Raw genomic sequence first — 19,110 nt, 5'->3', positions numbered from 1 at the left:
GGGTCAGACCAAGCCGCGCGCTTTATCGAACGCATCTCTGAAGTCGAGAAAGACCGGTTGTTCGGATTCCAAGAGCAACTTCAATAGCTCTCTTTGCAACTGATATTTGATGTTGCCGATCGCGAGCGCGCCGACGCCAATCGCTCCAGCGGATTGCGCCGCAGCGGAAAGTGGCACGGAAGTATCGTTGGGAGCAACGCCTTCGATACCGGATGGTGGAACCGCGTTCACGTCTCCGGCGACTTTCAACTGCTTGGCGTTGGCCAGCACATTGGCGCTGACTACCCGGATTCCGGCCTTGGCTGTACAAAAGATGATATCGGCACTTTCGATTAACGCCGACTTTTCTTCGTCGTTACGTGCGACCGCGCCCGTCATTTGCGCGCCGAAACGTCGATTGTACTGCTTGGTCGCGTCTTTAGCGGTGTCCAGAGATAAGTGATCCACTAGTACGGTTTCGGCGCCGTGGGTTGAGGTCAACACGCCGGTGGCAATGCCGACCGGACCGGTGCCGCCGAAAACCAGGGCTTTGCAATCTTTCAATTCCTTGCCGTGTTGGGTTTTCAAGGCTTTTTCGACACAAGCCACCAAGGCCGCCGCCGTGGTGCACGCGCCGCTAGGGTCGGCAAACACCGATACCTGAAACGGCGGCACCATCGCCGGTTTGCACGCTTGAAGCATGTCGATCGCCATGCCCATGTCCCGGCCGCCGATGAAAATCGCGGTTTTCTTGACGCCGGACGGTCCTCTGGAAAAGATCACATCCTGCGTCAGGTTATGGATGTTTTCCAGCTTGACGTTGGAGTAGGGCATTAGCACATCAAAACCCGCGTCGAGTGCCATGTTGATGTCAAACGGGCTGTTGTTTGGCATCGGGTCGAACATGTGGAGTATGCTGCGTTTCGGCATTGTTACCTTACCCTTGGTGATAGGCGGACATGATGACCAGCGCTGTTAGTTTGTCGATTTAATGAACTCGCGCGCGACATCGAACGCGTGTTCAAAGTGCAGGAACAACGGTTGATCGCTTTCCAACATACGTTTCAATAAACGGCTTTGCGCTTGGTATTTGATGTTGCCGATCGCCAGCGCGCCGATACCGACTGCGCCGCTGATAGAACCGGCCAGCGGTTTCCCGTTGTCGAAAGCGTCGACGCCGGCGATACCGGCTGGGGGTACCGCGTTCACATCGGCGGCGACTTTCAATTGCGGGGCTTTGGCAATCAATTCCGCGCTGAGCAATTCTATGCCGGCCGCGCCTGTGGCGAACACTACATCGGCGGTCTGCATGTATTCGGCTTTATCGGCGTCGGCGCCCGCCGAGATTGTGATCTTGCCGTCGCCGAATTCTTCGCTGCATAGTTCGGCGGTGCGTTCGGCCCGGTCCAACTGCCGGCCAATGATCCGAACATTGGCGCCGGCTTGCGCGGCAATCACGGCGGCGGCTTGGCCGACCGGTCCCGTACCGCCCAGCGCCAGCACATTTTTGCCTTCCAGCGTGGTATCGAACTTGTCCGCCAATTCTTTTTCGACGGCGGCGACCATGCCGGCGGCAGTGGTAAATGCGCCGCTCGGATCGGCGAATACCGAGACTTCAAACGGCGGCACCATGGAGTTTTTCGCACTTTTCAGCATGTCCATTGCTTGTTTGGTTTCGCGTCCGCCAATGAAAATCGCGGTGCGCAACAAGCCTTTCGGGCTGCGGGAAAATATCGCGTCTTGAACCAATCCTCTGACTTCGCTCGGTTCGACATTGATATAAGGCACTGCTGAAATCCAGCCGGCGTCCATCGCCATATTGACGTCGAACGGGCTCAAATTTTTGGCTGTGGTCAGCATGTGCAGAATAAAAGGTTTTTCCATGATGGCCTCTGGTATATGAATGTTAGCCGGTTAGTATATGAAAAAGAGTTTGGGATAACAATTCTAGGTGAATTGCCGAAGTTCGCACTATTTCAAGTGCGGCGGTACGTGCGGCTCTATCGCGGCGTACATTAACTGATGCATCTTCGGATTGCCGGTGATGATATTTCCCGACTGCAAGTACTTGTCGTTAAAGGAGAAGTCGGTCGCAACGCCACCGGCCTCCTGAACCAGCAGCACGCCGGCCGCGATGTCCCATTCCTTGACGCCGATTTCCCAGTACGCATCTAGTCGGCCGCAAGCCACGTAGGCCATGTCCAGCGCGGCCGCTCCGGCGCGGCGGATGCCGGCTGAATCGGCGCAAATGGCGCGAAACATGCCGAGATAGGGTTCGATATTTTCCATGGTCTTAAACGGAAACCCGGTGCCGATCAATGCTCCGCGCATTGAGTTCTGTTTGGTAACGCGGATGCGCCGGCTATTCAACATTGCACCGCCGCCGCGTTCGGCGGTAAATAACTCGTCCCGAACCGGGTCGTAAATCACGCCCAATTCCAGCTTGTTCTTGTTTTTTAACGCGATGGACACCGCGTACTGCGGAAAGCCGTGTAAATAATTGGTGGTGCCGTCGAGCGGATCGATGACCCAGACGTAATCGTTACCTTTGTGCTCGCCGCTTTCCTCGGCCAGAATGGCGTGCTCCGGGAAGGCCGCCCGTATGATTTTAATGATCTCTTGTTCGGCGGCTCGGTCGACTTCCGAGGCGTAGTCGTTGCGGCTTTTTTGGTTGACAGCGAGTTTCTCGATGTTTTGCGACGAGCGTTGGATCAAATCGCCGGCACTCCGCGCGGCGCGGACGGCTATGTTAAGCATCGGATGCATGGGAGCGGATTGGTAATGAGCAGTTGGAAAACCGCGATAGAATAACAAATGTTTTGTTAGAATCGCCGGTTTTTTAGTCGGCCGGGGAATGGATGTTGTTGTCGAATTTTAAGGTCGTGTTGGTGGAAACCTCGCATCCCGGCAATATTGGCGCCGTGGCGCGAGCGATGAAAAACATGGGAATGTTTGAATTACGCTTGGTGGCTCCTAAATATTTTCCTCACGCCGACGCCACGGCCCGCGCCTCGGGTGCCGACGATGTGCTTAGGCACGCCGAAGTCTACACTGGCTTGAGCGAGGCGATCGCCGACTGCCAATTGGTGTTGGGGGCCAGCGCTCGCGATAGAACGATCAGTTGGCCGACGGTCGCCGTCAGGGAAATGGCCGAACGCTGGGGTGGAGCGGCGGCGGCCGATCAAAATGTCGCGCTGGTGTTCGGCCGGGAAAACTCCGGTTTGACGAACCAGGAGCTGGATCTTTGCCATTACTTGCTGAGGATTCCGTGTAACCCTGACTACAGTTCATTAAATCTCGCGGCGGCCGTGCAAGTCGCTTGCTATGAATTATACGTCGCCTCCGGACGCCAACACCGGAGTGGAGTCGGCGATCAAGGAGAGGAGCCCCTGGCCAGCGCGGAACAAATGGAAGGATTTTACGAGCATCTGTTGCAGACGATGGCGGATATCGGATTCCTGCATCCCGAACGCTCGCGATCTATCATGCGCCGTTTGCGGCGCCTGTTCAATCGTGCCCAGCTCGACACCAAGGAGTTGGATATTTTGAGAGGCATTTTGCGCTTCTCGCAAAACCATAACGCCAAGTGAGCCCACGATGCTAGCCAGACTTAAAGAAGACATCCACTGTGTGTTCGCCCGCGATCCGGCCGCGCAGTCGGTTTTCGAAGTCGTCACGACCTATCCTGGCTTCCATGCGGTGTTGATCCACCGCTGCGGCCATTGGCTGTGGCTACACGGTTTTCGCTGGTTGGCTAGGTATTTGTCGTTTTTGGCGCGCTGGTTAACCGGCATCGAAATTCACCCTGGAGCGAAAATCGGGCGGCGGTTTTTCATAGATCACGGCATGGGCGTGGTAATCGGCGAGACTGCGGTGATCGGTGACGACTGCACTTTGTACCACGGCGTGACCTTGGGCGGCACCAGTTGGAGCAAGGGCAAGCGACATCCGACCTTGGCGAATGGCGTAGTGATTGGGGCTGGCGCCAAGGTTCTAGGCCCGATTGAGATTGGCGAAGGTGCCAGGGTGGGTTCTAATTCAGTCGTCGTCAAGTCGGTGCCGCCGGGGGTTACCGTGGTTGGGATTCCGGCGCATTTGATTGACTCGAAGTCCAAGCAACGGGCCAATCGCGACGCGATGGCTCAAAAAATGGGTTTCGATGCCTATGGTGCGACCGGCGACATGCCGGACCCGATCGCGAACGCCATTAACCTGATGCTGGATCACATTCACCAATTGGATAAGCAGGTGGAAGAAATGCGCGAGCGATTGCGCGCCTCCGGTGTCGAATGTAGAGAACAAGCTGCGTCGAATTTGCAGGCTTGCGAAATCAAGGATCAGCAATGAAAGATCCTTGGTTTGGCCGTGTTGAGGATTTGTCTTAATGATTTTAAGAGACATTAAGAAAGCATTGCAGCCCCTCTTGCACACGCCACTGCATCCGCAGTGGTTGGTTTGTGGTCGCAATCTCAAATTGATCGAGTGGTTGTAAGGCTTCGGGGCGATGGCATTGTGTCGGCTATCGGTTGCGCCGGTTGTTGGCCCGAGCGATTTTTGCCGGGGAATTGCCATTACGTTGGGCTCGTCCTGAAACTGCAACGGAGTGGTACCGAACAGCACCGGATATATTTGCCGACGCCGGCCGGCTACCGATTGCGACACAGAGTGTCTATGTCGCGTTGTTGCTGGATGTCCTAGAGCATTTGGATTCTGTCGATCATGCGATTGAGGAAATCGCCAGGATTTTAAAGCCCGGCGGTCGGTTATTGCTTCAAGTGCCTTTTCTATACCCACTCCATGACGAACCACGCGATTTTACGCGGCTTAGCCGACACGGTATTTCTAATCTTCTTCAACGTTACGGGTTGGTGGTTGAACAATGCTTAGCGGTCGGTACGCCAATGGAGACCGCCGGTTTGCTCACAAACATCGTGATCAGCAAAGTCGCCTGGGATTGGGTTTCGAGGAAAAGTCCTTTAATGCCATTGATTCTGGTGATTCCGTTTTTCGTTGTAATCATCAACCTGGCAGCCAAAGTTCTCTCATGGCTGGCTTACGACAACGATTTTATGCCTTTCAGTTATCAAGTTTCGGCTAGCAAGCCTCATTAAATGTGCCTTGAGTTTCGGAGAGTAGACTGCCAAAAATGCATTCTTATGTAGAATACTTGACCGTTTTACTGGGTTTATTTATAGTCGCGTTTACAATAATCATTAATTTGTAAGGGGTTTACCATGCGGCTAACTACTAAAGGACGTTATGCAGTGACGGCGATGTTGGATTTGGCATACCACAGTCAGTCCAACCCGGTGACGCTGACTGATATCGCGACCCGTCAAACCATTTCGCTGTCCTACCTTGAACAATTGTTCGCGCGCTTGCGCAAGGCCGGAATGGTCAAAGGCGTGCGTGGCCCTGGCGGCGGCTATACCTTGAGTCGCAACGCTCGCGAAATCAACATCGCGGACATCATTGAGGCGGTCGACGAGCCGGTTGACTCCACTAAGTGCGGTGGCAAAGCGAATTGTCACAATGATCAGCCTTGTCTGACGCATGATTTGTGGATGGGGCTCAGCGAGCAGATTCGCGAATATTTGAAGGAAATCAGCCTTGGCCAGTTGTTGGAGCGTGACCTGGTCGGGGAAGTCGCAAAACGCCAAGCTCGGCAGGTTGAGCACGTCATTGATATGCAGCCGATCAAGGAAAAACTCAGCGCTTAATGATTTATTTCGATCACAACGCGACCACGCGTTGCGACGAACGAGTGTCTGAAGCCATGCAGCCGTACCTGAATGCGATGTACGGCAATCCGTCCAGTCTTTACAAGCTTGGACGCATGGCACGAAGCGCGATCGACAGTGCGAGAAATCAAGTCGCTGCTTTGGTTGATGCCGAGCCGGACCAGATTGTCTTTACCAGCGGCGGCACCGAGGCAAACGCATTAGCGCTGGTGAATGCTTGGGAGTGCGGCTTGGCGATCTCTGCAATCGAACACCCGTCGATCTTCGAAAACGCCGACCATCACCGGCGTCTGTTTCGTGATGTGCAGGTTTTGCCGGTCAGTGCTAGCGGCACCGTGAAAGTCGATGCGATAACGGCGATGACTTGGCAATCCGGCGATTTGGCGTCGCTGATGCTGGCCAATAATGAAACCGGTGCAATCCAGCCGGTGGCAACGATTGCCGATCTATTGGCGGAGCGCGGTGTGGCGGTTCATACCGACGCCGTGCAGGCCCTCGGCAAGATGCCGATTTCGTTTCGGAAATTGGGCGTGAAGTTAATGAGTCTTTCCAGCCATAAAATCTACGGGCCTAAGGGGTGTGGAGCCTTGGTGGTTGCCGCCGATTATCACTTTCGTGCTTGGCAGCGGGGTGGCGAACAGGAGTCCGGGCGACGAGCCGGTACCGAGAACGTTGCCGCGATAGTCGGTTTCGGTAAGGCCGCCGAGCTGGCGAAAAACGAACTGGACCAGCGCATTGGGCAGGTTCGGGAACTTAGGCGGCGTCTGGAGGCCGAATTATGCAAGGTCCCTGGCGTCAAAATATTTGCCGAACACTCGGACCGCCTCGCGAACACTGTTCAGTTCGGCATCGCCGGCGTCAACGGCGAAATGTTACTGATGCAATTAGACAAACTTAATATCGCGGTGTCGAGCGGATCGGCCTGTTCGGCTGGCTCCGAGGTCATCAGTCCGGTGCTGACTGCGATGGCTGTCGAGCCGTTGTATGCCCGGTCCGCGATTCGGGTTAGCTTGGGTAAAGACAATAACGAAGCGCAAATCGACGAATTTATTGCCGGCTTAAAGTCGGCGCTTGCATTGAATCGGGAGTACTAATTATGACTGTTCAAGTCACGGAAAACGCCGCCAAACAAATTCGCAAACAGCTCGAGAAGCGTGGTTCTGGGCTAGGGTTGCGGCTGGGTGTGAAGGCTTCAGGGTGTTCGGGCTACGCCTATGTGTTGGACTATGCCGATCAAGCCGAGGCTGACGAGTTGGTTTTCGATCAGTTCGGTGTCAAACTGTTGGTCAAGCGTATTGATTTAGATAAATTGGACGGTATCGTCCTGGACTACGTTCGGGAAGGCTTTAACGAAACCTTTAAATTTTTGAATCCCAACGTCAAGGCCACGTGTGGTTGCGGTGAAAGCTTTGCCGTTTGAGCGATGCGCTAAAAACGTTCTGGAAGGTGTTTGTTTTTCCGGTATTGCTGATTGAGCGCAATTTGGAGTACCAAGTGCGTTGCTTTTCGATGAGTTTGATTCAGCCGAAAAAAATTTTAGTCCAAAGTTCAAGGAATATTTTCTAAAGCTGACCCCTTTCGGGGGTAAAGCGCCCGCGCACTTGGGCGGGCGCTAGAAGCGGCGTTATTTCATGTTAGCGCCGCAATTACCTTCCATTTTTTTGCCTTCGGCGGCTTTGTCCCCGGATGCCGCAGGTTTGTTTCCGGCGCATTTGCCTTCGGTAGCGGTTTTGTCGGGGGTTTTCTTCATCATTGCGGCGCCGCATTTGCCTTCACCGCAAGAGCCATCCTTCATTTTATCCGCCGCCGCCTCGGGTTTGGCTTCAGCAGTGAGCATGTACCCTGAGCCTAGGTCGGTTAAAGCGAACGGATTGCTCTCGGCTTGTGCCGCATTCATACCCAAGGTTGGCAACAGGGATGCGCCGATGGCGATAGCGAACGGGGTTTTATGGATTTTTTTCATATAGTCTCCTGGAAAAGTCGATACATATTAAGCGGTTGTTAAGTCAAAACCCGCATTGTCGGCGCAAGCTTTTTAGTAATATCACAAAAATGCCCGGTAAAGTAAAGACGGGTTGACGAGCGCTATTAGCGATATACTGCGCGCCCAACAGGTTACGCTAACGTTCGGACATTTCGATTCTGACATGAAACCAATAACGCAAATTCAACTGCTGGGTTCCGAAGTGCTGCGTCGGCAAGCGCAGCCTGTTGATGATTTTTCCAGTAGCGAGTTCCACGAATTATTAGAGGAAATGCAGTTGGCAATGTTCGCCGAAGGCGGTGTGGGAATCGCCGCGCCACAATTGGGGGTGTCGCTGCAAGTTTTGATTATTGCGTCGCGGCCGACACCGCGTTATCCGCGGGCACCGGAAATGGCGCCATTGGTGATGGTCAATCCTGGGTTCGAAGTACTTAATGCCGAAATGCGCAAGGATTGGGAAGGCTGTTTGAGCGTACCCGGTATTCGTGCGCTCGTGCCGCGTTATCAATCCATTGATGTTCGGTATCGCGACGTTCATGGCGCCTCTCAACGCCTGGCGTTGCGTGACTTTCCGGCCAGAGTGTTTCAGCACGAATTCGATCACTTGTTGGGTTTGGTCTATTTGGATCGGGTCGAAAACAATCGGGATATCATTTCCGAGGCAGAGTTTTTCAATCGAGTAGCGGTGCAAGGTGAGTGATGAGAATAATTTGGATGATTTTCGGCTGGCTGACGAGCGTGTGTGTCTGGGCGGCAACGCCGTTGTCGGTTAGCGAAGTTGCTCCAGGGGTTTACGTACACTTGTCCGCGCACCATTGGCCGGATCGAGCCAACCATGGCGAGATTGCCAATATCGGGTTTATCGTCGGCGACAAATGCGTGGCGGTGATCGATAGCGGTGGTAGCCCTCGGCAGGGAATTGCCCTGCGCGACGCGGTCAAACAACTTACCGATAAGCCGATTTGCTATGTGATCAACACCCATGTGCATCCCGATCACATCTACGGTAACCGTGCCTTCAAGGACGAACCGGGCGTGCGTTTCGTCGGTCATCACAAACTGGCGCGGGCCATGGCGACCCGCGGCGAGCATTACCTGAGTCGGGCTGAAGAGGTGCTGGACATCCACGTCAATCAAGACAATATCATACCCCCAGACTTGCAGGTCAAGGATACGATGACCTTGAACCTCGGGAATCGCGACCTTGTGCTGACAGCTCATCCCACGGCGCACACCGATAACGATCTTAGCGTGTACGATAAAAACACAGACACTATGTGGCTAGCCGATTTGTTGTTTTTGGAGCATATTCCAGTCATTGATGGCAGTATCAGGGGCTGGCTAGCCGAATTGGAAAGATTGGAGCATCGTCGCTATCGCTTGGTGATTCCAGGACATGGTCGCGTGGTTAACGATTGGCCTGCGGCCATGCAGCCGGAAAAACGGTATTTGGCCGAACTGTCCGACGAGCTAAGAGCGATGATCAAGCAGGGCAAAACATTGGAGCAGGCGGTGTCTTCGGCTGGATTAGCCGCAAAAAGCCGTTGGCAATTGTTCGAACAGTTCCATCGCAAAAACGTTACCATCGCTTTCGCCGAGCTGGAATGGGAAGACTGATTGATTACCTGGGGAGATTTAAACCATGCATTATGTATCTCGATTGGCGGCCGCGTCGGTTTTGTTGATTTCGTCGGTTAGCGTTCACGCGGAAGGCGACGACCTGACTTGGAATATGGTGTTGAAAGACCAGTTTTTCGCGGGCAAGAGCATTGAAGAAAGCTCGGACGTTATTGAGCTGGAAGCGCCGTATCGTGCCGAGGACCCGGCGATCGTGCCGTTGAAGGTCACGAGTAAGATTCCTCAGGCCAAAGACAAGTTCGTCAAAAAAATTTGGTTGTTCGTCGATAAGAACCCGTTTCCATTCGTTGGCGAATTCGAGTTCTTCCCGGAGAGCGGTAAAGCCGAGTTGGCGATGCGGGTCAGGGTCAATACCTATAGCAACATTCGCGCGGTTGCACAAACCAGCGACGGCAAGTTCACGATGACTAAAAAGTTCGTCAAGGCCAGCGGTGGCTGTTCGGCACCCATTGGAGCCGATTTGGACGAAGCGCTTAAGCGGATCGGCAAGGTTAAATTCCGTTTGGACGGAGGCGTGCAAACCGGGCAACCGACCTTGGCTCAACTAATGATCAGTCATCCGAATCTGACCGGCATGCAGATGGATCAGGTGACTCGCTTCATCCGCAAATCGCAGTTTGTCGACCAATTGAAGGTCAGTTTCAATGACAAGCCGGTGCTGAACGCTAAGATCGACATTGCAATTAGCGCGGACCCGAATTTTCGTTTTTATTTCGTCCCCGATAAACCGGGCGAATTGAAAGCGGAGTTTTCCGATATTTCTTGTGAGTCGCCGACCAGTCGAAACGTGTGTAGCAAAGGGACCAACTATGTCCAAAGCTATCAGGTAAGTCCTTGAGTCCGCTGATTCGCGCGTTTGTATTGGTTGGGGTGTCGTCGATAGGCCTTGTTGTGTCCGTTGATGCGCTGGCGATGCGTTGTGGGCATAAATTGGTCCGAATTGGTGACCACAAAGCCGATGTTTTGGCGAAGTGCGGTGAGCCGGATGGTGTGGAAGAGCGCACTGCCGTGCGCGGTACACGGTTTCGCCATCCTTACGGTGCATTGGAAATCGATCAATTCGAAGAAGTCGTTATTGAGGAATGGACCTACAATTTCGGGCGTAGGAAGTTTCAGCAACTTCTGGAGTTCGAAAACGGCGAATTAAAAAATATCCAAGATCTCGGGTATGGGTATTGAGCGAGATACGATTCCGACTTCAACGGCCGCAGGCTAGTCTACGAATTCGGGGTGGCAGAATATGTACGACGCATTTCTGCCTGCTTGGTTGGGGTAGCTTACTCGTGCTCGGATGCGAGCCACGTCTGTTTAGAAGAGAAGAATGTCCGAGAACCTTGCTTCTTTGAGCGAGCCGCTAAACGACGCGAACCAAAGCTCTGCTTATTTTTGGTAAAAATCTGCCGCATTTTTTCGGCAGGTTGTGGATCGTGTCGTTTGTGGCCGCCATCTTGCCGGACGTTGAGCCAGGCATAGTAATCACTGGTGTTCCCTGCTCACTTCACTGAGCGCGGTCCCGGAGATGTCTTCTGTTGTGCTTGAATAAATCCGTGCATTACTCGGCTTCTTTCCCAAAGAAGACGGCGGCCTCTTTTTATATCTCGCGCGCCATGCGCAGTTCTGATAGCGTTTAAACAGACTCTAAGCTGCATTGACGTCAAGCGGGGGTGTAATAAGGCTTTCCTTTTTTTAAAAAGAGACTATAATTGTCGATTCGAGTATGTTGCAGTAACAAAGCACAATTGGACATGTAGGGAGATAGTATGCTTATCTTGACCCGTAGAGTGGGAGAGACCTTGATGATTGGTGACGATGTGACTGTTACAGTTCTCGGGGTGAAAGGCAATCAGGTTCGTATCGGCGTTAATGCCCCTAAGGACGTTTCGGTTCACAGGGAAGAAATCTACGAGAGGATCAAGAAAGAGCAATCCGAAGCGAGTAACGCGGAGAGTTGATAGAGTTTTAGGAGAGATGGCCGAGAGGCCGAAGGCGCTCCCCTGCTAAGGGAGTATGGGCCAAAAGCCCATCGAGGGTTCGAATCCCTCTCTCTCCGCCACTAAAATAAAAATAAGTTGTAATTTATTTTAAAATCATTGATAATAAGCGGCTCAAATAAGCGCCCGTAGCTCAGCTGGATAGAGTACACGGCTACGAACCGTGCGGTCGGGAGTTCGAATCTCTCCGGGCGCGCCATTTGAGTATTGGTATTACCGAATTAATCCCCTGTAGCTCAGTCGGTAGAGCGGGTGACTGTTAATCACTAGGTCGGCGGTTCGAGCCCGTCCGGGGGAGCCAAATAAATCAAGGGCTTAGGCAGAAATGTCTAAGCCCTTTTTTATTGCGTGGTCACTTTTATGGTCACTTTGTTTTTCACTCAAATCCGAAAAAAATTTCGTGCTTGATCGAAAAATATACGGCACCAAACGACAAATAAGGTTTGAATGCAGTTGTAAGGCATCAAAGTGTTCCGACATCTTCTTTTTTTACCCTCCTTTCATAAAATTCTTTGATCTGGCTTGCAAGCCACATTTGTGGATTTCGAATTACCGGTGGAGGAACCTCTCCTGCCTTCCTCATTCGCCAAAACTGAGTCCGAGTCACGCCCAATTTTTCAACCATGTCGTTAATTTTCAGAAATTCCTTTTCCTTTTCTTTTGTCGTTGTATTTTGCTCGGATTCAATGTTCACTGGATAACCTGATTACAATGAGTTATTGCAAACGCCGCAGCGTTCAACCTGGTCTTCTCTTGCGTTCAACAGCACCCAGGCACGACAATTCGGGCATGTTGAGACCTGCACTTTTTTATCCTTGAGGTCTTCAGAGATAACCCATGCCGCTGAAAAATCGAGGTTTCCGAATGGGTAGGAATGTTTATAGGCATCAAAGGCGGTTATCACTGCTTGGATTTGATCATCGGCCGACTTACTCGCTGCCACCCGATAGCAAACCGCAAACAGCGTAACGTCTTTGTATTTGCGTCTACTTCCAGTCAACCCGCGTGTTGAAAACTTGATTGAACCTGGACTGGGCGAACGTCCATGCAATTGTCGATAGGTCTGTCTTAATGGCTTGATGGGAATGCCGGTCACTTGATGCACGATTTTTACCCTGGCATGGCGTTTGAGCAATTCAATGGCGAGTGTTTGCTGTTGATACTTTTTCAGCATAGACCCCCCCCTCAGCAGATCGAGCCGGTTAAACCGAGCATGGCTTCCACTATCGGCGGCTGTTCTTTATTGATGTTCATCAGGAACTGACTGGAAAACCGTGGAGTGAAGCAAAGCCAATTGGAGCGAGCGATGAACTGAATGTCTTCCAAGGACAAATGACCGAGTGCTGTTCGCATGGTGTCATCCGTAATTCCCAGCACTAATTCCGTCAATACTGGATTTTCCCGGGCGATCTCTCTGGCCTTGATCAACCAAGTTTGATTCATGGTGTATATCTCTTCGTCGCACCCTTGGTGATTGATCGCTGTCAGTTTGTCGAAATAGTCGTCCAAGCTTTTGAATGCAGATTGCAGCCGAATTTCATTGGCGTCACTCAAGTTAATGACTATAAGTTTCGATTTCAAATAATCGGCGCCAAACTCAGCAATCAAAGGAAAAAATAATTCCTGAAAAAATCCTTGGGTAATTGTGCTGACGTCCTTAAAATCAATGGTCAATATTTGCTGATTGGCAAAGCACTCGCGTGCGAGCCTAGCTAGGTTTTTGCCATGTAAGGGCTGCGGTATTTGGGAATCAGTGGCTGTAATGACAGCAATATGCATGCGACTTCTCCTTAGTAGCGGATGGATGATCTCCAGGCTGAGTGATGTAATTAATTTGGTTTTTTGGATTTTGCAGAGGCCCAGCGTCGTCGTCCCGAACGATCGGTCCAAACATCGCAGATTGGGCATTGGCTAAAAGTTGCATTCGGGTGAATCACGCTTAGAAAGCGTACTCTGCAACATGCGCAAACAGTGAAAATCAAATCACCGGCCAAGAGCATGCTGATTAAAGACCACGCCCTATTGATGTCTAACGTGAACTGTCTTGCTACAGGTGTTGTTGCTTTAGGTTCGATGAATACATGTGACGCGATGTTTTTATAAAGGCTAAAGGCATCAACTAGTACCTCAGCTGAAGCATGCTGAATAGATAATCGCCGCCGAATATCATCGAGAATGCCCAAAAATATGGACGCGTGAATATTGCGGCCGGCGGACTGAATAACCCATTGGTGATCATGAGGTAGCATGCCTTGTTTGGGTGGGCATCCGTTTACTGATTTATACAAGTCGATACTTTGTTGCCGTGACAACCGACAAAGTTGACTGACGATAGGAGGCCGAGCGCCAAGCTGGATCAATTGCTCAGCTAAAAACCAGTGGTTGGCGAAATTTGAGGCTTTTTTAAATGGCACTGTTTTCATCGCTCCGTTCCGAAACCAAGGGTTGAAGTAAATCCACGTAGGCGCCCATGGAAACGCCATTTGGAACAAATATCGGCAACAGCCGAATAACCGCTCTGCTACTTTCAGCTTGATCCCGAAGTTGCTCCAGCGTCATGTCTGCGAGTTTTTCTATATGGTTTTTGTCCAAGCCAAATCGCCATGCTGTTTCTGCTGGGTTGCTGCGAGCACATTCCCTGGCTAGCATGAGATATTCGAAATTCAAACGGCTAAGATCTTCATCCAGTGTTGACATAGACGCCTCATAGTTGATTAATGGCTGTTGTCGGTATGCTAGGAGGTCAAAGCAGAAAAGTCCCGTTCGCAAGGTGACCTGTTTTGGGTCACAAACCTCTGGAAGCCTTGATAGTTCTGCATTGGAGCTGCTATTGATTAATGGTCGTAACGTTTTTTTCTTGGACTTTGACCGCCGGATGAATGCGGAAACGCGAAACATGGACATGAATCCATTGCATGATTTCGATACTTCTCTGCTCTCGCTCCGGCTTCCAGCGTTGCTTGCCGTTGTGGAATGTGCTTTTTTTGGTACGCCAATTAAATTCAAATAGTTAAAAATCATTTCGGTATTGCCTAAACCTTGAATTGTTATGGAGGACATTGTTATGAATCGACAAAGCGCAAACCAGACTGCAACTACCGGTTACCTGGTTTGGGGTGGTTTATGCGCGAGGTAATCCAATGCCTGATCGATTGGCTGGACAGCGAAACAAGCGATGAAAAAGGTCACCGCATATTGCGCGCGTTAGCTCATGAATCGTTAAAGAAAGCGGATTTCGATGAGTCGAAGCGACGGTTCACAGCCGAAGAAATCGTCGCTGCCGTTGGAGACTCGATAGGAAGTGCAGATCCGAAAAAGTGGATCGATTGGCCGGGTTTCTTGAAAAAATATTGCGAAACTCGCGAAGGGCAAATCATAGAGTTTGCTCGTAAACGCGGGCTAACGCATTACCCGAAACCGGAACGAAAAAGTACAAACGGCGGTCCGGGGAAACTCACCACGTTTTATATCAAAGCCGAGCGGGTACCAGAGATCATCGAGGATGAACAAGCCATTGATGGGCCCCAGATAGCCATAAGCAATGCAGCTGACCTGAAAGCCAACTATCAAATGACTGAATTGGGTGAAGTTAAACCTAGTTGGATCGCGAGTTGGTTATTTAGAGATGGACAAATCAAATTGCGCCAATGGCATGTTTGGTGCCTACTGGGCTGGCTGGCGACAATCGGCGGACTTGCAGTATTAATTGCCTATGCTGGATGGCTATCCTTATCCGAACCAAGGTCCGTTACAACGCGCGATCTGACCTTGTTGGTAAGTATTTTTGTGATTCCTTATGGTGCCTGGGTCACTATCATCAAGCCTTGGATATTATTGTTGGACGATCGGATAATCGTAGCCCATGAATTATTCACAAATTTTTATGAACAATCTGCACAGTTCGAATTACTCAGGGATGGCGATTTACGAGTGGTACGGTTAGTTCGGTATTCAGCGACATGCCCAATTTGTGGCGCCACCGTTTATCTTGAAAATGGCGAACCAGATTATCGGCGAAGGTTGGTAGGTCGATGCTATGAAAGTCCTCGAGAGCATGTGTTTAGTTTCGATAGAATCACGCGTTGTGGGCGGCTGCTGGTTGATCGTTAAGTTTTATGAAAGTGCAACAACGACCGATTGTGTTGAAAAAGTCGGTTTCTGGTGGTTTTAGGCCAATTTTGCCAGCAGTCGACTTTTTAACTCATTGTTTTAAATGGAAAATAATTTTTATAAAAAGCACTTTTTTCACAAAAGGGCCTTTTTCAACACAATCGACCCCAAGCCGCCCTTGATCAACTCCAATAACGAACGACCGTTATCGATACCTTCCCGAGCATTCGAAGTGCCTTAACTATTACTTAAATCTTAATCATTTACACTGTTGGCCAGATGAAGAAACTATAAGGTCAACATGCGTTTGTTATTAGCGGAAGACGATCCGATGATCGGCCAGTCGATCCGGGATGGATTGCAGCTGGATGGCTTCGTGGTCGATTGGGTACAAGACGGGGAACAAGCCAAACAAGCCCTATCACATGCGGCGAGTGAGTACGCTTTATTGTTGCTCGACTTAGGGCTTCCGCGCCTATCCGGCCAGGAGCTACTGGTCGAACTTCGTAAATCCGGCAACGCCATCCCCGTGTTAATCCTAACAGCACGCGATGGGCTAAGTGATCGAGTCGCCGGTCTCAATAGCGGCGCCGACGATTATCTAGTCAAACCGTTTGCCCTGGAAGAACTCGTTGCCCGTATTCATGCGCTGGTACGCAGAAGTGCTGGACGCGGCACTTCAGACATTGAATACGGCGCCTTGCGCATTAACCCGCTGAGTCACGAGGCCTGGTTACGCGAAACCTTAGTAGACTTATCCGCCCGCGAGTTCGCATTGCTACATGCTTTGATGGAACAGCCGGGTGCTGTACTGTCTCGTCCGCAATTGGAAGAGCGCATCTATGGATGGGGCCAGGAAGTGGCGAGTAATGCGGTCGATGTCCACCTGCACAATCTGCGCCGCAAACTCGGAGCTGACATTATTTTTAATGTCCGTGGCGTCGGTTTTAAAGTGGTGAAGCCATGACTACTTCTATTCGCAACCGGCTAACCTATTGGTTAATACCCGTCTTGCTGGTTGCCGGTATCACGTTTGCCGTGCCGACTTGGCTGAACGTTCACGAAGAAATTGACGAACTATTCGACAAGGTGTTGCGTGAAGCAGCTTATTCCTTGTCCCATTCAAACAGCTTGCAAGATGTTAAACCCAACACAAACAGCTCTGGTTTATACAGCGATGGCATTGACCTAGTCAGTCAGATCCGTGGCCCGGATGGTCGAATTCTGTTTCGATCCCATTCGTTTTCGCCATTACCGCAAGGCGGAAAACTGGGATACGACACGCTTAACTGGCAGAACCAAGACTGGCGAGTATTTAATTTAAAAACCGATAGTGGATTTGTCCAGGTCGCTCAAACGACGCAAGAACGCCGTGAAACCGCCAACGAAGTTGCCTTGCATGTATTGACGCCGTTACTGATTTTACTGCCGGGATTAGCTTTATGGGTTGGCTGGGCGATTGGTCGCGGTTTAGCGCCATTGGCTCAAGTCGCTGAAGCGGTGGCGTGTCGCAATCCTCATTCATTAGTTCCGATTCCGAATAAGGGCTTACCGGAAGAAGTTAGCATCTTAGTCAGCGCAATAAACACGCTGCTGAGTCAATTGGATCAGGCACTGGCGACGCAGCGCCAGTTTACTGCCGATGCGGCGCACGAACTGCGCAGTCCGCTCACTGCACTGTCCTTGCAGGCACAACTGGCCGAGCGTGCCACTGAACCCGCTCAGCGTGATCACGCTATGCAAACCTTACGGCAAGGTATAGCCCGTGCCAGTCATCTGGTTCAGCAATTGCTGATTTTGGCTCGCCTCGATCCGGAGGCTGGCGATTATCCGCTCACCCCGCTATTTTTGGATGATTTGGCGCGGAACGTGGTAGCCGATTTTGCCCCGCAAGCCGCCCATCGCCACATCGATCTCGGCCTGTCGCACGCGGATCATGTCAGGGTTGCCGGTACCGAAGAGGCGCTGCGCATTCTACTCGGCAATCTGCTCGATAACGCCATCCGCTATTCACCGGCTGACGCACGGATTGACGTCAGTGTCATCAACGAAGCAAAGATCGTTCGTTTGGAAATCAATGACACCGGCCCAGGCATTGCCTTGGATGAGCGGGCTCGCGTGTTCGACCGCTTCTACCGAGTATTGAACAGCGCCGAATCCGGCAGTGGTCTTGGCTTATCCATTGTGCGGCGAATAGCCGAGCAGCATCAGGCTGATATTAGGCTGGCCGATGGGGATGGCGGCATTGGCCTCAAGGTGATTGTGACATTCCCGGAGGCGAGCGCATGACGCCTTTTGCTTCCAGTCGTTTTCCAATAACGCTTCTCGCTTTGTCGTTGACGGCCTGTGCTCCACAAGGCATGGATTTGAATGACGTTGCCGACGATCTGGAGCGACGTACCGGTCAGCATTTTGCCGAAACCGGTGCCGACGAAACCGCATGGCCGGCCAATATCGCTTTAAATGACGGCTTATCCGATGACGAGTTGGTCAGTTTGGCGCTATGGAACAATGCGGCCTTTCGCGCGACCTTGGCGGATTTAGGCCTGTCTCGCGCCGATCTAGTGCAAGCTGGGATGCTGCCCAACCCCACTTTTTCGATGTTGGTACCTTGGGGAGCAAAACCTTTGGAACTGACGATACGCTATCCCTTGGAAATTTTCTGGCTGCGCCCGCAACGGGTCGAGTTGGCTAAATTGGATGTTGAACAAACCGCGCAACGCCTGGTGCAGACTGGATTGGACTTGATTCGCGACGTCAGATTGGCGCATGCCGAGCTAACGTTAGCCAAAGAACGCCTGCAACTAGCTCAAGCCGCTGTAAGCCTGAGTCAAAATATCGCCGAACTCACACAAGCTAGGTTGCGCGCTGGCGACGCCAGCGAACTGGAAGTCACCAATGCTCAAGTCGATGCCCTGCAAGCCCAGGAACAACAAAGCCGCCTGCAACACGATTGCGAGATAGCGAATGAGCGTTTACGGCATCTGGTCGGCCTGAGTCTGGAACAGTGGCCCAATGCCATCAGTACGGAAGCCTCAGCCAATGGCGAAAAATTTGAGTCGGAAAAACTGGTCGCGGAGGCGTTACTGGCTCGCCCCGATCTACGTGCCGCAGAAATTAATGTCCAAGCCGCTGGCGAACGTATCGGCTTGGTGCGCGCCGAGGTATTTAATTTCACCGCCAGCCTCAACGCCAAGCAAGTCAACGGGCCTTTATTGGCAGGACCAGGCTTAGACGTAACATTGCCTATCGTTAATCAAAATCAAGGTGGCGTCGCCCAAGCCCAGGCACGCTTTGACAAGGCCGCCAGGCAATATGTCGCCACCCGACAACGGATTGCCTTGGATGTCCGCGAAGCCCATGCCCGATTGCAACAGGCCAGTGAAAGTCTGAAACAGTGGCAACAAACTATCCTGCCGCCGCTGCAAGCCGCCATACAGGATGCTGAAAACGCCTACGCGGCAGGCAATGTCACCTACCTCTTCGTACTCGAAACCCAACGCCGTTGGCTGGACGCGCAATTGAAAACCGCGCAAGCCGCCGCCGATTTACGCCGCGCCCGCGCAGAACTGGAACGCAGCGTCGGCCAACGTTTGAAGCCTGCTTAACTTAAACATTACTGGACTCCAAGGTCGGATATTTATGAACCCCGCGCATCCAAACCACA

The 19,110-nt window shown here is 51.8% G+C and carries 24 protein-coding genes and 3 tRNA genes; 18 read left to right on the top strand and 9 right to left on the bottom strand.

The window, feature by feature from the left end; genetic code table 11:
• Positions 1-3: 3 nt before the first annotated feature.
• The 3 genes from ACQE3D_RS19205 to ACQE3D_RS19195 form a co-directional block, all read right to left on the bottom strand.
• Complete coding sequence (locus ACQE3D_RS19205) at positions 4-909, bottom strand: NAD(P)-dependent methylenetetrahydromethanopterin dehydrogenase (RefSeq protein WP_313730858.1); 906 nt, start codon at positions 907-909, stop codon at positions 4-6.
• 45 nt (positions 910-954) lie between these two features.
• Positions 955-1,863, bottom strand: coding sequence for an NAD(P)-dependent methylenetetrahydromethanopterin dehydrogenase (locus ACQE3D_RS19200; protein WP_064029338.1), 909 nt, complete (start codon positions 1,861-1,863; stop codon positions 955-957).
• An 87-nt stretch (positions 1,864-1,950) separates the two neighbouring features.
• A complete protein-coding gene (locus ACQE3D_RS19195; RefSeq protein WP_071160399.1) occupies positions 1,951-2,745 on the bottom strand; it encodes an inositol monophosphatase family protein in 795 nt (264 codons plus the stop codon).
• 95 nt (positions 2,746-2,840) lie between these two features.
• Here ACQE3D_RS19195 and ACQE3D_RS19190 point away from each other — a divergent pair, with 95 nt between their 5' ends.
• The 6 genes from ACQE3D_RS19190 to ACQE3D_RS19165 all read left to right on the top strand — a co-directional run bounded on the left by ACQE3D_RS19190 (position 2,841) and on the right by ACQE3D_RS19165 (position 7,140).
• Positions 2,841-3,569 (top strand): RNA methyltransferase, encoded by a 729-nt coding sequence (locus ACQE3D_RS19190; RefSeq protein WP_071160563.1) that lies wholly within the window; start codon positions 2,841-2,843, stop codon positions 3,567-3,569.
• Positions 3,570-3,576: 7 nt separating this feature from the next.
• Positions 3,577-4,326 (top strand): serine O-acetyltransferase, encoded by a 750-nt coding sequence (gene cysE, locus ACQE3D_RS19185; RefSeq protein WP_071160397.1) that lies wholly within the window; start codon positions 3,577-3,579, stop codon positions 4,324-4,326.
• A gap of 179 nt (positions 4,327-4,505) precedes the next feature.
• Positions 4,506-5,090 (top strand): class I SAM-dependent methyltransferase, encoded by a 585-nt coding sequence (locus tag ACQE3D_RS19180; protein WP_427551228.1) that lies wholly within the window; start codon positions 4,506-4,508, stop codon positions 5,088-5,090.
• A gap of 123 nt (positions 5,091-5,213) precedes the next feature.
• Positions 5,214-5,699, top strand: a complete 486-nt coding sequence (gene iscR, locus ACQE3D_RS19175; protein WP_064029346.1) for a Fe-S cluster assembly transcriptional regulator IscR — start codon at positions 5,214-5,216, stop codon at positions 5,697-5,699.
• Entirely contained in the window at positions 5,699-6,814 is a 1,116-nt protein-coding gene (locus tag ACQE3D_RS19170; protein WP_313730860.1) for a cysteine desulfurase family protein, read from the top strand. The genes iscR and ACQE3D_RS19170 overlap by 1 nt, the downstream gene beginning before the upstream one ends.
• 2 nt (positions 6,815-6,816) lie before the next feature.
• Positions 6,817-7,140, top strand: a complete 324-nt coding sequence (locus tag ACQE3D_RS19165; RefSeq protein WP_064029351.1) for a HesB/IscA family protein — start codon at positions 6,817-6,819, stop codon at positions 7,138-7,140.
• Between the two features lie 204 nt (positions 7,141-7,344).
• On the opposite strand, the gene ACQE3D_RS19160 is transcribed toward ACQE3D_RS19165, so the two are convergent.
• A complete protein-coding gene (locus ACQE3D_RS19160) occupies positions 7,345-7,683 on the bottom strand; it encodes an HvfA family oxazolone/thioamide-modified RiPP metallophore (protein WP_313730862.1) in 339 nt (112 codons plus the stop codon).
• 184 nt (positions 7,684-7,867) lie between these two features.
• Between ACQE3D_RS19160 and def the strand changes: the two genes are divergently transcribed.
• The 8 genes from def (at position 7,868) to ACQE3D_RS19120 (ending at position 11,634) form a co-directional block, all read left to right on the top strand.
• Positions 7,868-8,404 (top strand): peptide deformylase, encoded by a 537-nt coding sequence (def, locus tag ACQE3D_RS19155; protein ID WP_313730863.1) that lies wholly within the window; start codon positions 7,868-7,870, stop codon positions 8,402-8,404.
• Complete coding sequence (locus ACQE3D_RS19150; protein ID WP_313730864.1) at positions 8,404-9,321, top strand: quinoprotein relay system zinc metallohydrolase 2; 918 nt, start codon at positions 8,404-8,406, stop codon at positions 9,319-9,321. Before def ends, ACQE3D_RS19150 begins: the two co-directional genes overlap by 1 nt.
• A gap of 25 nt (positions 9,322-9,346) precedes the next feature.
• Positions 9,347-10,180, top strand: a complete 834-nt coding sequence (locus ACQE3D_RS19145) for a quinoprotein dehydrogenase-associated SoxYZ-like carrier (protein ID WP_313730865.1) — start codon at positions 9,347-9,349, stop codon at positions 10,178-10,180.
• Complete coding sequence (locus ACQE3D_RS19140; RefSeq protein ID WP_231883677.1) at positions 10,177-10,521, top strand: DUF2845 domain-containing protein; 345 nt, start codon at positions 10,177-10,179, stop codon at positions 10,519-10,521. The genes ACQE3D_RS19145 and ACQE3D_RS19140 overlap by 4 nt, the downstream gene beginning before the upstream one ends.
• A 581-nt stretch (positions 10,522-11,102) precedes the next feature.
• Complete coding sequence (gene csrA / locus ACQE3D_RS19135) at positions 11,103-11,294, top strand: carbon storage regulator CsrA (RefSeq protein ID WP_064029361.1); 192 nt, start codon at positions 11,103-11,105, stop codon at positions 11,292-11,294.
• A 10-nt stretch (positions 11,295-11,304) separates the two neighbouring features.
• A tRNA-Ser gene (locus ACQE3D_RS19130) sits at positions 11,305-11,395 on the top strand.
• A 60-nt stretch (positions 11,396-11,455) separates the two neighbouring features.
• A tRNA-Arg gene (locus tag ACQE3D_RS19125) sits at positions 11,456-11,532 on the top strand.
• A gap of 26 nt (positions 11,533-11,558) precedes the next feature.
• Positions 11,559-11,634, top strand: a tRNA-Asn gene (locus ACQE3D_RS19120).
• A 162-nt stretch (positions 11,635-11,796) separates the two neighbouring features.
• Here the strand turns inward: ACQE3D_RS19120 and ACQE3D_RS19115 are convergent.
• From ACQE3D_RS19115 to ACQE3D_RS19095, 5 genes are read right to left on the bottom strand one after another with little or no spacing between them, the layout of a single operon-like run.
• Positions 11,797-12,027 (bottom strand): helix-turn-helix transcriptional regulator, encoded by a 231-nt coding sequence (locus ACQE3D_RS19115; protein WP_313730867.1) that lies wholly within the window; start codon positions 12,025-12,027, stop codon positions 11,797-11,799.
• 12 nt (positions 12,028-12,039) lie between these two features.
• Entirely contained in the window at positions 12,040-12,507 is a 468-nt protein-coding gene (locus tag ACQE3D_RS19110; protein ID WP_313730868.1) for a FlhC family transcriptional regulator, read from the bottom strand.
• An 11-nt stretch (positions 12,508-12,518) separates the two neighbouring features.
• On the bottom strand, positions 12,519-13,112 hold the full coding sequence (locus tag ACQE3D_RS19105) for an STAS-like domain-containing protein (RefSeq protein ID WP_313730869.1): 594 nt from the start codon (positions 13,110-13,112) through the stop codon (positions 12,519-12,521).
• A gap of 50 nt (positions 13,113-13,162) precedes the next feature.
• Positions 13,163-13,756 carry a FlhC family transcriptional regulator gene (locus ACQE3D_RS19100; protein WP_313730870.1) on the bottom strand — a complete coding sequence of 198 codons (594 nt, stop codon included), beginning with the start codon at positions 13,754-13,756 and terminating at the stop codon, positions 13,163-13,165.
• Complete coding sequence (locus ACQE3D_RS19095) at positions 13,737-14,393, bottom strand: flagellar transcriptional regulator FlhD (protein ID WP_313730871.1); 657 nt, start codon at positions 14,391-14,393, stop codon at positions 13,737-13,739. The genes ACQE3D_RS19100 and ACQE3D_RS19095 overlap by 20 nt, the downstream gene beginning before the upstream one ends.
• Positions 14,394-14,456: 63 nt before the next feature.
• Between ACQE3D_RS19095 and ACQE3D_RS19090 the strand changes: the two genes are divergently transcribed.
• The 4 genes from ACQE3D_RS19090 (at position 14,457) to ACQE3D_RS19075 (ending at position 19,051) form a co-directional block, all read left to right on the top strand.
• Entirely contained in the window at positions 14,457-15,443 is a 987-nt protein-coding gene (locus tag ACQE3D_RS19090) for a hypothetical protein (RefSeq protein WP_313730872.1), read from the top strand.
• 301 nt (positions 15,444-15,744) lie between these two features.
• Positions 15,745-16,410: a response regulator transcription factor gene (locus ACQE3D_RS19085; RefSeq protein WP_313730873.1), complete on the top strand. Its 666-nt coding sequence runs from the start codon at positions 15,745-15,747 to the stop codon at positions 16,408-16,410.
• Positions 16,411-16,454: 44 nt separating this feature from the next.
• Entirely contained in the window at positions 16,455-17,732 is a 1,278-nt protein-coding gene (locus tag ACQE3D_RS19080; RefSeq protein ID WP_313730875.1) for an ATP-binding protein, read from the top strand.
• Positions 17,729-19,051 (top strand): TolC family protein, encoded by a 1,323-nt coding sequence (locus ACQE3D_RS19075; protein WP_313730876.1) that lies wholly within the window; start codon positions 17,729-17,731, stop codon positions 19,049-19,051. The genes ACQE3D_RS19080 and ACQE3D_RS19075 overlap by 4 nt, the downstream gene beginning before the upstream one ends.
• Positions 19,052-19,110: the final 59 nt, after the last annotated feature.

The organism is Methylomonas sp. MS20 (assembly GCF_050275925.1).
GTDB classification, from domain to species: Bacteria; Pseudomonadota; Gammaproteobacteria; order Methylococcales; family Methylomonadaceae; genus Methylomonas; species Methylomonas koyamae_A.
The sequence above is the reverse complement of the archived record's forward strand: the minus strand, read 5'-3'. Positions and strand labels throughout refer to the sequence as shown.

Bases quoted from the DNA above. Each gene is read 5' to 3' on its own strand.
- cysE (WP_071160397.1), top strand. From the start codon at position 3,577: ATGCTAGCCAGACTTAAAGAAGACATCCACTGTGTGTTCGCCCGCGAT.
- iscR (WP_064029346.1), top strand. From the start codon at position 5,214: ATGCGGCTAACTACTAAAGGACGTTATGCAGTGACGGCGATGTTGGAT.
- ACQE3D_RS19110 (WP_313730868.1), bottom strand. From the start codon at position 12,507: ATGCTGAAAAAGTATCAACAGCAAACACTCGCCATTGAATTGCTCAAA.
- ACQE3D_RS19160 (WP_313730862.1), bottom strand. From the start codon at position 7,683: ATGAAAAAAATCCATAAAACCCCGTTCGCTATCGCCATCGGCGCATCC.
- ACQE3D_RS19075 (WP_313730876.1), top strand. From the start codon at position 17,729: ATGACGCCTTTTGCTTCCAGTCGTTTTCCAATAACGCTTCTCGCTTTG.
- csrA (WP_064029361.1), top strand. From the start codon at position 11,103: ATGCTTATCTTGACCCGTAGAGTGGGAGAGACCTTGATGATTGGTGAC.
- ACQE3D_RS19090 (WP_313730872.1), top strand. From the start codon at position 14,457: ATGCGCGAGGTAATCCAATGCCTGATCGATTGGCTGGACAGCGAAACA.
- ACQE3D_RS19200 (WP_064029338.1), bottom strand. From the start codon at position 1,863: ATGGAAAAACCTTTTATTCTGCACATGCTGACCACAGCCAAAAATTTG.
- ACQE3D_RS19095 (WP_313730871.1), bottom strand. From the start codon at position 14,393: ATGTCCTCCATAACAATTCAAGGTTTAGGCAATACCGAAATGATTTTT.
- ACQE3D_RS19105 (WP_313730869.1), bottom strand. From the start codon at position 13,112: ATGCATATTGCTGTCATTACAGCCACTGATTCCCAAATACCGCAGCCC.
- ACQE3D_RS19145 (WP_313730865.1), top strand. From the start codon at position 9,347: ATGCATTATGTATCTCGATTGGCGGCCGCGTCGGTTTTGTTGATTTCG.
- ACQE3D_RS19085 (WP_313730873.1), top strand. From the start codon at position 15,745: ATGCGTTTGTTATTAGCGGAAGACGATCCGATGATCGGCCAGTCGATC.
- ACQE3D_RS19170 (WP_313730860.1), top strand. From the start codon at position 5,699: ATGATTTATTTCGATCACAACGCGACCACGCGTTGCGACGAACGAGTG.
- ACQE3D_RS19150 (WP_313730864.1), top strand. From the start codon at position 8,404: ATGAGAATAATTTGGATGATTTTCGGCTGGCTGACGAGCGTGTGTGTC.
- def (WP_313730863.1), top strand. From the start codon at position 7,868: ATGAAACCAATAACGCAAATTCAACTGCTGGGTTCCGAAGTGCTGCGT.
- ACQE3D_RS19205 (WP_313730858.1), bottom strand. From the start codon at position 909: ATGCCGAAACGCAGCATACTCCACATGTTCGACCCGATGCCAAACAAC.
- ACQE3D_RS19195 (WP_071160399.1), bottom strand. From the start codon at position 2,745: ATGCATCCGATGCTTAACATAGCCGTCCGCGCCGCGCGGAGTGCCGGC.
- ACQE3D_RS19165 (WP_064029351.1), top strand. From the start codon at position 6,817: ATGACTGTTCAAGTCACGGAAAACGCCGCCAAACAAATTCGCAAACAG.
- ACQE3D_RS19100 (WP_313730870.1), bottom strand. From the start codon at position 13,756: ATGAAAACAGTGCCATTTAAAAAAGCCTCAAATTTCGCCAACCACTGG.